The organism is Nocardia sp. NPDC049737, assembly GCF_040674755.1.
GTDB lineage: Bacteria > Actinomycetota > Actinomycetes > Mycobacteriales > Mycobacteriaceae > Nocardia.
The window spans coordinates 64284-80026 of sequence record NZ_JBFANH010000036.1; the positions used below are offsets into that span (position 1 = coordinate 64284).

Genomic DNA, 15743 nt, shown 5'->3' on the forward strand with positions numbered 1-15743 from the left:
TTTCGCTGCTGGGGGCTGAGTTCGAGGATCGCATCATCGAACTGTTCCGAGGACGCCTCGGCGAGGATTTGCTCCGGATCGGGCTGTTGCGCGCCCGCTCTCAGCGCCGCACACAGCGCGGTTCGGAGTTTGTCGATTTCGGTTTCGGTACTTGTCGGTGGTTCCGAACGGCGGAGCAGGCCAGCATCCACGGCCGCCGCTGCCATAACCTCTCGCCGCCCGGTTCCGAGTTTGCGACCGATATTGAGCAGGTGCTCTTGCACCGTCCCGTAGGCCAATTCGAGGATTTGCGCGATTTCCCAGTTTGTTTTGCCGACCGCGACCAGCTCGAGGATCTCGATCTGGCGTTGTGTCAATGCCCTACGGCGAACAATGGCCGGCGTGACGGTGTCGGGTGTATCCGGCCGTGTCTGATCCGGTGCCATGCTCGGATCCGGCTCATCGTTCGGACGAGCCGCACTTTGCGCGTGGGAGGAAATTCGCACATCGGGCTGAACAGATGGCGTGCCGTCTGGATGTGGCGCAGTGCTATCGCGTTCGGTGGCGGAACCGTCGATGACCTCGATGCGGTACCCATCGACGACCCGGCCGGATTCGTCTTCGATCCGAATGGCTTCCAAGGCGGCGCGGACCGTCGGATGCACGCCGTTCATGAAATGCCACTTGATCTGTGGCGGAAGGCCGTCCACCCAATACTCGGGATTCCGATACGCGATGTGGAGTTGCTTGCGCGCCTGCGCCTCTAGTCTGGTCTGCCTTCGAAGCTGCATGGCCAGGTGGTAGTTCTTCGCCTCGTGCCACGTTCGGCCTTCGTCGGTCGAGACATCCACCTCACTATCCAGCCGACCGCGATCTGGATTTTCGAGGTGGACGAGGGTACCCAGCGCATGGATCCCATCGAGTTGTTCGGCTAACCCGATCTCCCCCTTGATTCCCCCAAGCATGGCGGGGTCGCTGTTCATGATCTCCCGTGTCATGCGCGGCGTGATCGGTACTCCGGCGGCGATCCAGGCCTCGACGGCGTGGGAAAGCTGTTCGACTTCGGCGAGTAGTGCGACGAAACCTGTTGGCCAGCGTGCAGCATCTGCTTCCGGCATGTTCAATACCCGCGCCAGGACCGCAAGCCGTCGCGGCGCTAGCTCCTCCAATTCGGCTCGCAAGCCACGCAACTGATCCTGGAGTTCACCGAGCCGCGCCTCGGATAGAGGCTGGTGATTACGCCGGTAGATCTCGGCCAGTAGGTCCGCGACACTAGTGTCGGTTCGCTCAGCCCTTCTTCGAGTCTTATCGAACCACTGGTACGTCAGGGTTACGGCGGTATCCATAATGAGCGCGCGCGCCGCCTGCGTTTGCAGGAACGTATCGGCTGACGTCTGGGCCAGTACGGACGCGACATGTTCTGGGAAGTGGGCTACCGAGCCAGCCTGCTTTTTCACGTGGTGATCGCGGTATATGGACTTGGTGGCTGTCTCTAGGTACCCGTTGTAGACATTGAGAATGGCAAGCTTCGCCTGATCGGTGACTGTGGTATCACGGCTGACGCTCGCGATGTGGGAAACCATCGTCACCAAGGCGGTCGGCAACTGACTGGTGTCATGAGCGAGTTCCTGCGCAGTGATGTGGTGGGCGATAGGCGGCGCAGCGTGAGTGGTCTCCCGCCCAGGCGACGATGCGAGATCCCGCAGTGCTCGCAAGAGCATGATGTCGTTTACCCACTGGGCAGTCTGCTCCGCGGCAATATGATCCTGTTTCTGGCCGCTCCCGGGGATCTTCCGACGCTGCCGCTCAAAGCGTCCGCGGATGGCTTGCTTGACCTGTTCCGCCGTTGCCGGATCGACGCCGGTTTCATCGACTCGGGTCAGAATGTCTTGGAGTTCATATGTTTCGGAGGCGGCATGCAGTTCTGCCGCGGTCTCCTCGCCCTCGCTATCGCCCGGTCGGCCGGTGATCTTGCGGCTCGGGTGCTCATGGGCCTCATGGTCGTCGTGTGGGGCGTCGACGGCGGTGAGGCTGCCGTTTTCGGATTTCAGATAGGTGACAAAGGCTTCGCTGATGTGTGTGTAGGACTGCCGCCACCGGTCGTAGGTTTGTACGCGAGGGATGCGGATTTCCGAATCCTCGTCATCCGCGTGCTCGATATTGGTGTCGAAAACAATGAGTTCGCCATTGACGGCGGTGATCAGGTAGCCGTGGGCTTCGACACCGTCATCGACGACGATGACTGCGGTATCGACGCCGTTGCTGTTGTTCGTGATGGCGTCGGCGACCGCCGCGAGCGCGGCATTGGCGGATTCCGAGGGGACCGGCTGTGCCGTCGTTGGTGGCCAGATCTTCTCGAGTTGAGCCAGGATGCCGGCTTCCAATGCGCGCCAGTTGTCTTCGGTGTGCCACTTGTCGTCATTGGCGTCGGGTTCAGGCTCATCGTCGTCGGCCAAACGCAGTGCGCGCATGACGCGAACCACTTGGATGACACAGTCCTCGACACGATCCGATTCTTCGGGTGCGGGCTGCCAGTAACCGAGCTGTGCGGCTGCCGTAAGTACCCGCTGTCCTCGATCGGAATCGGCCGCGATCTTGCCACTCAACACGCGGCTGACCGCGGCCCGCTCAACGCCGGCAAGCTGTCCGATCTCGACGTGGGTGGGTTGCGGATCGAACTTTCCAGGAAGGAAGCCCCCACTCTCGCTGAACGTTGGAGGGTGGAAACGCTCTGCAACAAACGCTGGATCGATAGCAATGCGGAGGCGGTACGGCACGGGAAATCCCAGCCATCGCGCGGCGACGAGGACCCGTTGTTCCTCCTCGGTGTACAACGCCTTCTTTCGCGCCAGGACCCGGTTGACGGTGCGTCGGCTCACCCCAGCCAGCTGCGCTACATCCAGGGGCGTGGGTTGCTGGTCCAGCTCCCACCCGCCGAGCACCTGGTAGATTTCGGCCAACCGGCCAGCCTTCGGTGAGCTCGCCGTGTGATCCGTTTGTTGCATCTTGGCGCGCACTTGTGCCTGGTCCATCGTCCTGGGTTCGAGTCCGAGCAACTCGCCCAATTCGGCACGCAGGGTATGGAGTTGTACGAACGCGATTTCGCGTGCTCGCGGGTACCAGAAGCCCAGCCGGTCGGCGGCTTCCAGGACCTTGCGCCCTTTTTCGGAATCCGCCGCGATTTCCCCGGTGAATACGGCGCTCACCGTTTTGCTGCCGACACCGGCTGCGCGGCCGACCTGAGCCAGCGTGGGCTGCGGCTGGAAGCTTCCCGGTACGAAGGCGCCGTCGGTCAATTGGGGTGGAGTAAATCGCTCTTGCGCGAAAATCGGATCAATAACTCGGTCGAACCCGGCTGGTATCGGCCAACCAAGCCACTGCGCCGCGACGAGCACCCGCTGCTCTTCTTCGGTAAACGCGGGCCTACCACGCTTTGCGTACTCCCCGTACACATGGGAGACGGTTCCCTCGTCGACACCGGCCAGCCGTGCCACATCGACGCCTTTGGGGCGGCACTGCGATTCCGCCTCGCTCAGCCCGAGGAACAACTCGCTCAACTCGACCAGGCGAAGCATCGTCGGTGCCTCTGTTACCGCACTCGCCAATCGCAACTCGGCCAATGGATCGTCTGCCAGAGGCCGCGGATCCGGTGCGGGCCGGTCGAGCATGAGGAGTCGTCCCAGCTCACGATCCAGCTGGCTGCGGAGGCGATCCGGCCGATCGTCGGCTTCGATTTGTGGATCAAGCTCGAGTCGCCGCCCGATCCACCGTAAGACCTCTGTTAGTCGCCCCGTCTCGAAGACCCGCTGCCAGCCTGTTTCGCTCAGGCGCTCGAGGAGGGCCTGGACCGTTCGGAGCGCCCGACGCATCGAATCCTGGTTCAGGAGAGCGGGATTGATTCCCAATACCTTGGCCAACTCGAGGCGCAGCGTTTGGACCTGCACGACATCAAATGACCCATCGGGACGTGGAGCCTGTGCTTCAGTCGGGGTCTGTGCCGGTAACACTTCGGTGGATGTTGCAGTGGCTTCGCGGAGTATCCGCGCCGCCGCTGGAATCCCGAAGACATGGCGATCGTCGCGGTTGTCGTTTTCCACGTACTCGACCAGGACGGCGGCGTCATAGGTCTTCAGGTAGTTTTCGATTACGGTGAGCAATTCGCCTATCGCGGGCGAATCCACCAGGTCGGCGAATCGCCGCAGTTCGGCCGCTGCGGAATCGCTGGTTTCGCCAACGGTCGAATGCAGCTGCGAAACACCGAGCAGTCCCGTGAGTTCGTGTTCCAACTCGTCGGCCCGCTGATCCAACAATTGTCTTGCGTCAGCGGCTGCCTGCTTGCCCCCGATTGCTGCCACTGCTTCGGTCTGGATGGCCCGGTCCAGTTGGAGCCACTGTGCCATCCATGCGATCAGGCCCGGTATTGCATCCGCTTGGAAGGCCACCGCCCGTTGATCGGCGCTCATACCGATCAGCTGCAGCGCCAGGTTATCGACCGCCGCCCGTACCGGTCCGTGGTGCAGCGCATCTGGCGCTACCCCGAGTAACCCGGCCAGCGCCGCCCGCGCCATATCATGGCCGGCACGCAGCCGCTCGACGGTGCTGGAGCCGGGCATCAAATCGTGCGGATCCAAACCCAGCCGTGCTGCGACGGTAAGGCGCATGGAAGGAATCGATGCAGCGTCTTCCGATCGACCGCGCCGCAACTCGGCCACCACCCGACGCGCCGCGGAAGCCCTGAGCCAGTCGGTTTCTCGTTCGCTGCGATGTCCCATTGCGTGGGCTATTTCACGACGGCGCAATCCCCCGAAATACACCAATTGGCAGTACACGCGTTCGTCGTGCGGGAGCCTTGCGATGGCGCGCAGCAGAGGTTCGAGCCCATCTCCCATTTCGGCGGCGACCGATGCGGGTACCCGAGCAGCTACCGCCCCGGCGAGCTCCAGGTATCGCGTCGAGCCCGGGAGTGGCAGCTCCTCCATGCCGATTTCGAATATCGGCCCTCGGTTCAACCAGTTCGCCAAGCCAAATGAGGTATCGAGGCGCATGGAGTCGACCGCAGCGCGCATGACGCCGAGCTCTGTACAAATCTCAGCAGGTGACATGCCTTGCAGGTAGCTCAGCTCAGCATACCGTCGGGCATTCTCCGAACGTATAGCGGCGATGGCCTCCAACAGCTTCGCCACGTCGCCGTTCATCGCCTCGCGCAGCACGTCCGGTACCCGGGCTGCCACGGCTTTCTGCAGCTCGGCGTATTCAGGAGAGCCCGGGAGGGGGAGTTCGTCTTCGCCGACACGGAATACAGGCCCTCGGGTCAACCGGTCGGTAAGGGCACCCGGCACGTAATTCACCTGCATCGCCCGTTTGACCCCGGTGACCTGCCATATTTCGGTCGGGGTCAGCCCCTGCAGGTAGGCCAGCTCGGCATATTGCCGATGGATTTCAGGAAGGGCGGCGATGGCTTCGAGTAGTTTCGCGAGGTCGCCGCGCATCGCCTCGCGTAATGCTGCGGGCATCCGCGCTGCTACCGCTTCGGTCAGCTCGACGCGTTGCGGTGACCCAGGCGGTGGAAGCTCATCGACTCCGACTCGGAATACCGGCCCCCGCGTCGACGCTTGCACCAGCACGTCGGTGACGCGATCTTTCAATTCATGAAACGTGCTGTCGGCCATGCCGAGTATTCGTCGGACCTCAGCTGCAGTCAGCCCGGAGAGGTAATGCATTTCGACGAGATTCCGGTGCCGTTCGTCGCGCAGCGCAGCGATGTGTCGCACCAGCTTCTCGAGGTCTTCGCCCACCGCATTCCACAGCTTCTCGGGAACACGAGCCGCAACGGCTGTTCGCAGTTCGGCGAACTCACGTGAGCCGGTCGGCGGGAGCGCATATGCGGCCGAGGCCTCCTGCGCTGTCTCGTCCGAGTCGGGTTCGCTGGTGTGCGAAGCCTCCAGCGCTGCCAAGCGATCGATGGCACCGCGCTCCAAGGCAGCCAGCAAGTCCGACGTCATATTCCTGAGTGGGTGGACCGAGGCGGCCGTGGCTCGATCGAATCCGAGGAAGAAGCGGCGTTCCAGCCAAAGGCCTTGTCCGGGTGCCAATTCTGCGACTCGTTGCTCGAACTCGCGATGGTCCATGGAGGCGATTGCCCGGTATGTCGGGTCGGAATCGTATTTTCCGGTGCGACGCAAGGCTTCCAGGACTCCCTCGCGAATCCGCTGAAGCCGCTTGCGGTGCACCGAATCCTGCGCGAGGTCACGCAACCACCCTCGGATATCCCCGTCTTCCGGTGCGTGACCGCTCGCTACGTCGCGGAAGGTATCGCGGATGATCTCCTGAGCCAACCGCGCCAATGGCGGGGCTGGTGGGCGTCCGGGCAGCGGCGGAGCACCCAGCATGACGAAGACGAGCCGGACGAGTTCCTGCCCGTGCTGCTCCCAAAGCTGTTGGGCGGAGGGAGCTTCCGGGTGGAGCTGCTCCGATGGTGTGCTCGGAGCTTGGGCTTCGGCCGGGGCCGCTGCCGGTAGACTCGCTGGTCCGGTCTCGGTGAGCGGTGGTGCGTCCGGACTCTTCGGTGCGCCATGATCCGGGTCGTCTGATGTGTCACTGGCGCTGGCTGCGGTGTCCGGCATCCGGATCTCGAACCAAACGGTCTTGCCGCCGGCGCGTTCCAGGTCGACACCCCAGGCCGAGGCCATCTCTTCGAGCAATCCGATGCCACGGCCGTGGGTTCCGGCGGTCAGTAAGCCCGCTTCCCATTGGTCCAGTTCGTCACCCGAAAAGTCTTGATCGGTGACGGAATCGAAATCGCTTTCCTGCTGGCGCTCCGGCAACCCCCGGCTTACATCACCGATCTCGAACCGGAACACATCGCCGAACCGGAAGGCACGCACCTGAGCCCCGCCCTCGTGGGCGTAACGATCGACGTTCGATACCAACTCGGATAGCAGCATGAGCAGGTCGTAGCGCTCTTGATCGTCTGGCCAACCGGCCTCAGCCAGGAATTCCTCCGCCGCGTGGCGTGCCGCTCGGGCACCCGGCGCCACAGAACCTTGGGCGAAGCTCAGTTTCATCTCGGGTTCACGCATGACCCGTGACGGATCTGCGCGCCCGGACGCCTCGAAGAGCCTGAACCACACCTTCTTTCGGCGGTCACGTGGCACGGTCCAGCCCCACGTCCCGGCCTTCGCGTCCAGCAACTCCACAGCACGCCAGCCGGAACGGGTGTCATCGGCGCGTACGGGCAGGTCCCGACTGTCATCGGCGACCTCGATCTCCACCCACCGATTACCCGGTTGCCCCAGTATCGAGCCGGAAATGCGCGGGCTACCACCCTCATTGGCCCGAGCCTGCACTGCCAGCTCCCACGCGATGCCAATTGCCGCGTCGAGGTGTTCCGCTACCGGCCAGGTGGCCATCAACTCGTGGATGGGCTCGACAGCGGCCGCTATCTCCGCCAGCCCCAGCGATTGTGTCGCGGCATCGACGAGGTGTTCGAGTTCAGGTGGTGCGGTGTCGCGCCTGCTGATCTTCCGGAGTTCATGGAGTGGGTCGCTGCTGGACGGGTTTGTCCATTCGGTACTCGGCTGCCGCAGTCCGAGAAGTCCGGCGAGTTCGTCGGTCAGCTCGCGCGCCTGACTGTGCCACTCGTCGGGCGTCATCGTGGCTGGCAGCCCAGCCGCCAGCTTCTGTGCGTCGGCTTCGTGTGCGAGCTTGCGCACGAACCAGTTCGGAAGTGCGGCGAGGCCGGGAAGTGTTGCGAGGCGGCGGCGTTGTGCGGCGTTCATGGAACGCAACTCCGCGTCGATCTGATCGAGTACCTGCACGACCGCAGCCCGCGGTGCCTGCTGGAGTGCTGCGCTCACATCCGCCGGTGGACCGGTGATCTTGTTCGGGTGTGGTTCGTTTTCGTGGTCAGCGTTGGGTTGTTTCACCGCGGTGAGTACGCCGCCGTCGTTTTTCAGTTCAGCGACATAGAGGGTGCTTATGCGTTGATAACTGGGTTCCCACTTGTTTTCGGCGTCTTCGTCGCCGTAGTAGCTTCGTACGCGCGGGCCGTCGCCCTCGATGAGGGTGTCGAAGACGATGAGTTCGTCCCCGACTTTGGTGATGATGAAGCCGTGGGCGTTCTCGCCGTCGTCGACGACGATGACGGCGGTATCCGGTCCCTGCCCGCTGCGCATTCTTTCGGCGATGGCGGCGATCGGGTCGGTCCCATCCGCAGGTTTCGGCTCGACCGTGAGCTGGGCGAGGATGCCCGCTTCGAGGGCGCGCCAGTTGTCATCGGCGAACCAGGCGGGATCGTTTTCGTCGGGCTCGGGTGCCTCGTCGTGGCCGAGCGCCCGCACTGTGCGGGCGACTCGGATAGCGCAGTCCAGGACATATCGACGCGCGGTACGGATTCCCGAACCCGGCGCGGCTGAATCGGTTTCGCGGCCCTGCTCGGCGGTGGGCGCGGTCGGTCGCCGTTGGCCGGACACCGTGGTCCCGTATCCACGTACCGTCTTGACATACTGTCGGCGGGACAGCTCCTGATAAGCCCTTTCTACCGAGGACCTCCCGACGCCGAGCCGCTTGGCAAGTTCAGCCGCCCGCGGCAACAACGTTCCCTCCGGAAGCGCACCGGATCGAATGGCATTCCGGATTCCGAACATGATGGTGTCGCGGCGACTGAATTTTCCGTTGTCTTCCGCCACGTCCTGCATCGCGACTGATTCGACAAGCACCTCGAGGGCACGCTGCCGCGCATCGGAATGGCTGGCGTCGGCCGTTCGCTCTCGACCGTCGGTGTTTTCGGGTGTACCGATCGGATCTTCGGGCTGCGTTGCGGATTCGTCCTCGGAATCCTGATCGGATTCGGCGAAAAGGATTCCCGCCAAAGCGTATACGGCTCGGCTGAGCTGTCTCTTGATGGCGGTCGCGTTGCGATTTCCACCTATCGCCTCGACGACCTCGGGGATCGACATCTGTTGTACGAATCGGAACTCGAGGCACCGCACCTGATCGACGTTGTCTATCCGCCGCATGGCGGCCCGCAGTTCGTCGAGCTCGCTTTCGTCGCCTCGCGCCGCGGCATTACGCGCGGACTCGAATGCTGCTTTGACCTTCGCCACGGTCTCGGAGTCCGAGGTCCGTGCGACGGGTCCGTGCGGACGCATCTGCGCCGTGCTGGCGCGCAGTTGCGCTGCGCTGGCGAGCGAAGCGTGGTTGTCGAATGCGGCAGGCGATTCCGGTTCGGCCGAGACCAGCCCCAATTGCGACAATTGCGCTCGGCGGGCCTGATGCTGTGCCTTGATGTCAGACCCGAGTAGCTTTCGGGTAGATCCCGCCGCTTCGCTTGTCCGCAGATCTTCGGTAGCTCGGTAGATGAGAAGCGTGAGGCGGGCGGTTTCGGTGTAGGCCCGGTGGAACGCATGCTCGAGTCGAGTGGCATTCCGTTCGGCGGCGGCGTACGCCGCGAACGTGCGGGCGACCGATTCCGACATGGTGCCGTTCGGGTCGATGATCGCACGCCGCCGGTCGCGTTCTGCGCGCCACCGGTCGCGTGCCAGCCGTGCGCGCTCCCGCTCGGCAACCGCGGTGACTCGCTGAGCATGCAACTGTGCCAAGGACATTCGGTCGGTCGCCGGATCTGCGACGCCATGCCGTAGGAGAAGTTCGTCGAGGTGCGCGGCCACTTGCGCGATCAGCTCGTGCGAAGTGGGTTCGGCCGCTTCTCCGATTCTGATCCGTTGTCGTCCGGCGTACCAGCGGCCCTGCTCGACGGCGGCGGGGGCGAGTGGTGTGGATCGGACGCGTCCTTCGTCGTCTACCTGGACCTGCCGGTAGTCGACCCGAATCCCAGCTTGCGCCAGCGCATTCAGCGTACCCGTGGGAAGAAAGTGCTCAGCGTCCGCGAAGGGCGACAGCACCGTGAGCACATCGCCATCGAGGCGAGCCCAGCGGCCGATCCGCTGTCCGGGCAGTTGTTCCAGCTGACGCCGCGCCGCCTCGGCGGCGGCCTGAATCCGGACCGTGCGCAGGGCCTCCGCGAGCATTTCCAGACGTGCCAGCAACGTCGACTGCCGCCGCTCGGCCTCCGCGGGCATTCGATCCGGATCGGATCGGGTGGGAAGAATACGCTGTATGGCCGCCCTGGTGCGGGCTACTCTGCTGGCGGCGGCGGCGATTCGCCCGCCCCACTCAGGCTGCTGTTCCCCGAGCTCGGTCGCCAAAGTGACCGGCAGCCACGGCTGTTCGAGTGCGTCCGCTGACTGCCGGTCCAGTTCGTCGGCTGCGCGCAGGGGGTGCGAGCCTTCCTGCGGTGGATTACCCAGCCGCGACAACCGATTCTGGCCTTGTGCGATCGAGTCTCGAATCGGCGTCGGCAGCTGGGTGACCAGCACCCGGCCGTAATGATCGACCCGAACTTGCCGAGTGATCACCGGAATTCCATGCTGTCGCAATGTATTCCGAAGTCTGCTATCGAGTGCGGAACGGCGGCTGGGTCGTTCGAATACTTCGACCCTGGTGCCGCCCACGAGTTGCCCGTGGGGGCCGACAGGAATGCCGCCGCGTGCCGCCACGACATCAAGCAGCGCCAACTCCTCGGCCACGGCACGCCAGCGGGTCAGGTCCGCGTCGAACGCCGCGCACTGGGCCGCGACCGCGGCCAGGTCATCGAGTAGTGCCAGCAGTCGGTTACGCATTTGCTCGCCGAGATCGGCTCGCGACAGCGCCGCCGCTGCCCGGGTACGCACCTGCGCGGGGGCAAGCTCCGCTGCGGCCGCACCGGCGTCGGCCCATTCGGTGAGGTCGAGCAGTGCGCAGAGACCATCGGTATGTACCAGCGCATCGCGAATACCGCGCAGTAGTTCGGTGCGCCGCCAAGCGGTATCACTCACTTGTTGAACCGCTTTCGCCAGTTCACCGGCGGGCGCGTGTTCCCATTCGGACATCGGGTGCACTGACTGGTCGACAGCCACCGGGGCACTGCCCCCGCCCTGCATTTCGGCTCGCTGCTGATCCACCAAATGCGCCAGCTCGTCCAGTACGAAGGACGGCCAACCCCAGAAATCGGTCCGTAGGTACGCGGAGGCCTCACCCAAATACGTCGCTCGGCCGGCGGGATCCTGTGCGCGCCATGCCCGAACCAGGTTCACCATCATTCCGTCCGGCGCGATGGTCGCGCGGAAACCGGATGCTTGCGGGACCGGCCCGCGGTCGTTCGCTCTGGCGGCTGCCAGAGCATTCCGATTCTGCGCTTCCCGCCACACCTGAGCTACGGGAACGCCCCTGAGTACGGCTTGCAATGCATAGGCCGGATGTGTGAAATCCGGGAGTCCGCTCGCGGTTACACCGGTGACCGGTACGGCCGCCCCGAACCTGTTGTTGCCCTCGGCGAGTGCCTCCGCTGGATTGAAAATCTTGCGATCACCGAGACTTGCCGCACCCGGGTCGCCGTCATTGCTGAGTTCCTCCTGTTCCGCAGCCGTGAGTATCCGGCGTCGAGTGTCATCGTCGAGCTGCTTCTTCCAGGATTCGAATAGGGCCTTCAAATCGGCGATGAGATTCGGACGCTGGATACCGGCATTATCCAGCCAGGCGATGAAGCCCGCGTAAAGGCGGCCCTCTTCGGTCAATTCATCGGCTGTGTATCGGCGGTCCTCTTCGCTCAATTCCTTCCGGTGGAAGCTGTACCCATCGAGCTGATCCAGCCATTCGTCGAACGTGTAGTCCGCCGGCAGTGCCTTGGCCTTCTTCAGGCCATCGAAATGTGCGACCAAGAAGGGGAAAGACGCAGCCTCCAGTACGTTACTGTAGTTTCTCCGTCTATCGAATCTGACGCTGGATGGAAGAATCCCCAGTGCACGCGAATCGACCAGATTCCGATATTCGCGTCGGGGATTCGAGTATCTACCCGACCTCGCGAACTTGTCGCGTAGATGGGTCATTTCGTGGTTGACGATGTCATAGGCGGGATCACCCGTCGGTGCCACCAGCCAGCCGCGTTCTACCGCGCCCGCCATGCTCGTGTGCAGCAGTTCCGAATCAGCCACATAATTCTCGTTGAGAATCATCAGTTGCGGTGATTCGTCACCCAGGCCGCCCGCCTGCCATACACAGGCCATCGGACCGTCCAGCGGAGCAACCAGAATAGCCGCGAGCGGTATCAGTGGATTCTCGTTGAAATTGTCGATAATTGCATTTCGGATCGACAGTGCGGTCTCGACGGAAATTCCGGGTTTATCGAGGCCGAGCACCTCGATCCCATAGGCATCGAACAACTCCCGCGCGATCGCCTGTTTGGCATACCGCGCGGACTCCGTAGCGGACTCGTCGAGCTTGTTGACGGATTTGATCGGCGCGCGGTTAGTGGCCGCCTGGTCCTGCGCTGGTTCTTCGGTAGCACTGTTGGTGCGCGATTGTGTCCGCACTTCCTCGGTGAGGCGTTCGATGGCACGAAACTGTGGTTCGGTGAGATCCTCATGGCGGCGCAACGCATTGGCCGCATGGGTGAGTAGTCGGCGTTGGTCGCCGCTCAGGTGATTGAGGTTGTCGAGCAGCGTGTTCTGACCGGTGGTCAGTAGCCAGTCACCGACGTCCTGTCCTACGGGCACGGGCCATTGGTTGTGCTCAGCGAATGCCAAGGTAGCGAAGTGAATCGCGTACGCCAGCCGCGACACCGGCTCCGGCGGAGTACCACGAGCGGGATCCCATCCCAATACGGCGAGCAGTCGCTGGACATTGTCGCGGCCGTATCGTCGCTGAAGTGCTTGCGATGCCGACGAATTACCCTGCTGAGCCCGCGACAGAGTCGTGTCGTCGGTCGGCCATTCCTCGAACGGATCCGGCAACGACGTCGGTGCCGTATCCGGTCCTGGGTGGCGTGCCGTGCGCGTCAATGAGGGCGCAGCGGGGGCTATCGCGTGCGCGTCCGAGCCGGTGGGTCCCGTTTCATCCGAATGGACAGAGCTCGGTAGGACGAGGTCACCCCGGCGCATTGCCTCGACTACGGCGACGGTCCTGTCGCTGACGCCGAGCTTTTCGAGGATTATGCGCACCTCGGTTCTTATGGTCGCGAGAGAGACACCGCGAGCGCGGGCGATCTCAACGTCCGATCGGCCCACTGCGATGAGGCGGAGGATTTCCTTGTCCTGCGGGGACAGTGCACGCGCACTGATGGCTGCTGCCGGAATATCGTCCACGTCGACATATCCCAGGCGCAGGGCTTGCATGACGGCCCCGGCCCGGCTGTGCGCGCCGAGTCTCTTGAAGATTTCCCTTAATATCTGCCCAACCGAATCGCGCGCCAGCCCGAGAGTTCTGGAATTTCCGATCTGCTCGTTCGTATAGCCTGCAGCGGTTAACCGGAGTATTTCCAGTTGTTGTCCGGACAGCGTTTGGTGTGCGGGGATTGCCGGGCCAGGGACGTTGTTCGGATCGATGTATCCGACGCGAAGTCCCTGAACTATCGCGCCGACTCGGGTGTTGGTGCCGAACTTTCGGAAGATACGGTCGATATTTGCCTGTACCGCATCCTTCGACAATCCGGTCGCCGCCGCGATCTCGATGGTGTTCTTATCCGCGCAGATCAGTCCGAGTATTTCGGCTTCGCGACCGGTGAGCGGCTGTGACAGCCGATTTTCCGGCTCGGGGAGATCATCCAGCTCGAAGATTTCTGTACCCAATGCCAGGACCACGGCATGGGTTCGGTCGCTCGCGCCGAGCTTCGTAAATATACGCGCGGCATCGTTCTGCACATCGCGGTACCGTCGGCCCAAATGCATCGCTATCTGGGCGTATGTCTTGCCGGTCGCTATTTCGGCGAGTACAGCGAGCTCGGTATCGGTCAGTTCGCTATTGCGCAGCTGGCGCCGCTCGGTCACTCGCTGCATGATTCGCTCGGCCGCGGCGAATTGTTGTCTGGTGAGGTCACGGCCGAAGCGCATCATGCCGATCGCGGCGGAGAGGATGGTGCGCTCGGCGGAGGTCAACTGGTTGAGGTCGTCGTCGGCCGCGGGTGCGTTGCGCTCGGCATCCCAGCCGACGGCGGCCAGTGTCCGACGAAGAGTGTCGTGTCCGTACGGCCGACGCAACTGTGCGATCAGATCACGATCGGGCACTGTGCTCGCCACCGAACCGGGACTGCCACCAGGATGGACCGCGGTTATTCTTCCGCCGACACTCTTGGTACCTGGTTTGTTCTTGCGCGAGGCACCGGGCAACTCGATGCCTTTATCGAGCGCCGCCGTGACCAGGTCGCCGGTCCCCGAAACGCCCAGTTTCTCGCGAATGCGCTTGAGGTAGGTACTCACGGTGTTCTCGGACAGGCCGAGCGCAGCCGCGATATCCGCAATCCGCTCGCCTGCGGCCCGCATGGTGAGAACTTCCAGCTCGCGCCCGGACAGTGTGCGGTCGTCGGTGTTCACACCGGTCCACTTCGTCCACGCGGAACCGTTGATATCGAGCAGACCCTCACGCAATCCGACGGCGACCATACCGGCGCGGTCGCGGACCCCGAATGCGGCGCCGATGTCGTCCAGGCAGTTGCGCACCTGATCCACCGAGAGTGGCAGGTGCTCGGAAATACCCTCGTCTGTCAGGCCTTTCGCGACCAAGACCAGGACATCGCGTTCGGTCGCTGACACTTCGACGGGTCCGGACTGTTCGGCGACCGGGAAGTCGGTGATATCGAGGTCTCCCCGGCGGACCGCGGCGGCCACCGAAGCGGCGCGATTCGCGGTGTTGAGCTTGTTGCTCACCTGGTTGACGGCGGCGACGGCTTTCCTGCGTGACCACCTGAGCTGTTCCATTGCCGCGACCTCGAACGGCAGCAAACCTTGAGCTGTCCCGCACAGAACGGTGATTTCATCCGCGGTCAAATTCAGACCGATTCCGGGCACGCGTTGTTCCGCGCCGACCGATCTGGCCAGGCTACGCAGGGCGCCTGCGGTGATGGTCCGCACTGCGGCAGCCCGGAGGGGCCGTGCCAAGGTCATGCCCTTGTTCATGGCTGTTGCTGTCTGGCCATCCGACTGTTCCTGCCGGAACCGCAGAGTCAGTGCTGTCTGCTGAGTCGGGGACAGCGCGCTGAAGTGATGCTGGAACCTGGGAATTGTCATGTTGGCCAGGGCCACAACCATGGGGTCGGATGCCGTGACACCCTCGAGCTTTATATAGGCGGCTACGAGCCTTTGCGCGAACACGGCCATGGCGTGTGGTCCGGTGTCGGTGGGTCCCGCCGGGAGCGATGCGTCCAGCGCCTGTGCCGGGGCCAAATCCCCAGGCACAGTGCTGGTTTCATTGTCCGTCTCAGCACTTGCTGCCGTAGCAACGATGGGCGGCGCCACTTGCGGGGCACTCGTCGGCTGTTCATCGGCCGATTGGAGCAGGGGAGCCGGGGCACCGTCTCGATGCTGTGCCTGTGCAGGGCTGTCGGGCGCGCCGACCGCGACGGTCGGGAACTGTGTCTGCACCGCCTTGGTCATCGCATGGATCGCGCCGACCTGGAGCGGGCTGAGATTGCGGCCGTTTCGCAGCGCATTGTGCACGTCGGCGATGGATGTGATCTCCCCATCGGTCATGTGAACGGTGCTGTCCAGCAACGCGTTTCGCAGCTGCTCACTCAGGTAGTCGCCGAGCTGACGGCCCGCGGGAATCTGCCACCCGTCGAGTTGCGCGGTGTGGTAACCGGCCGCGTTGATCGCGTGCGCCAGCTGCTGCACGGGTTCGGGTGGCGTGCCGTGCGTCCCGTCCCAGCCCAGCACGGTGAGCACATGCTGGTACGTCGC

1 protein-coding gene (only partly in view) is annotated in these 15743 nt (G+C 63.5%); it reads right to left on the minus strand.

Annotated features, from left to right (window positions below):
- Window positions 1-15728, minus strand: part of the annotated coding region (locus tag AB0J47_RS35770) for a LuxR C-terminal-related transcriptional regulator (protein WP_364356737.1) (this coding region is incomplete at its 3' end). The annotated region extends 38057 nt beyond the left edge of the window; 15728 of its 53785 annotated nt are in view.
- Window positions 15729-15743 lie beyond the last annotated feature (15 nt).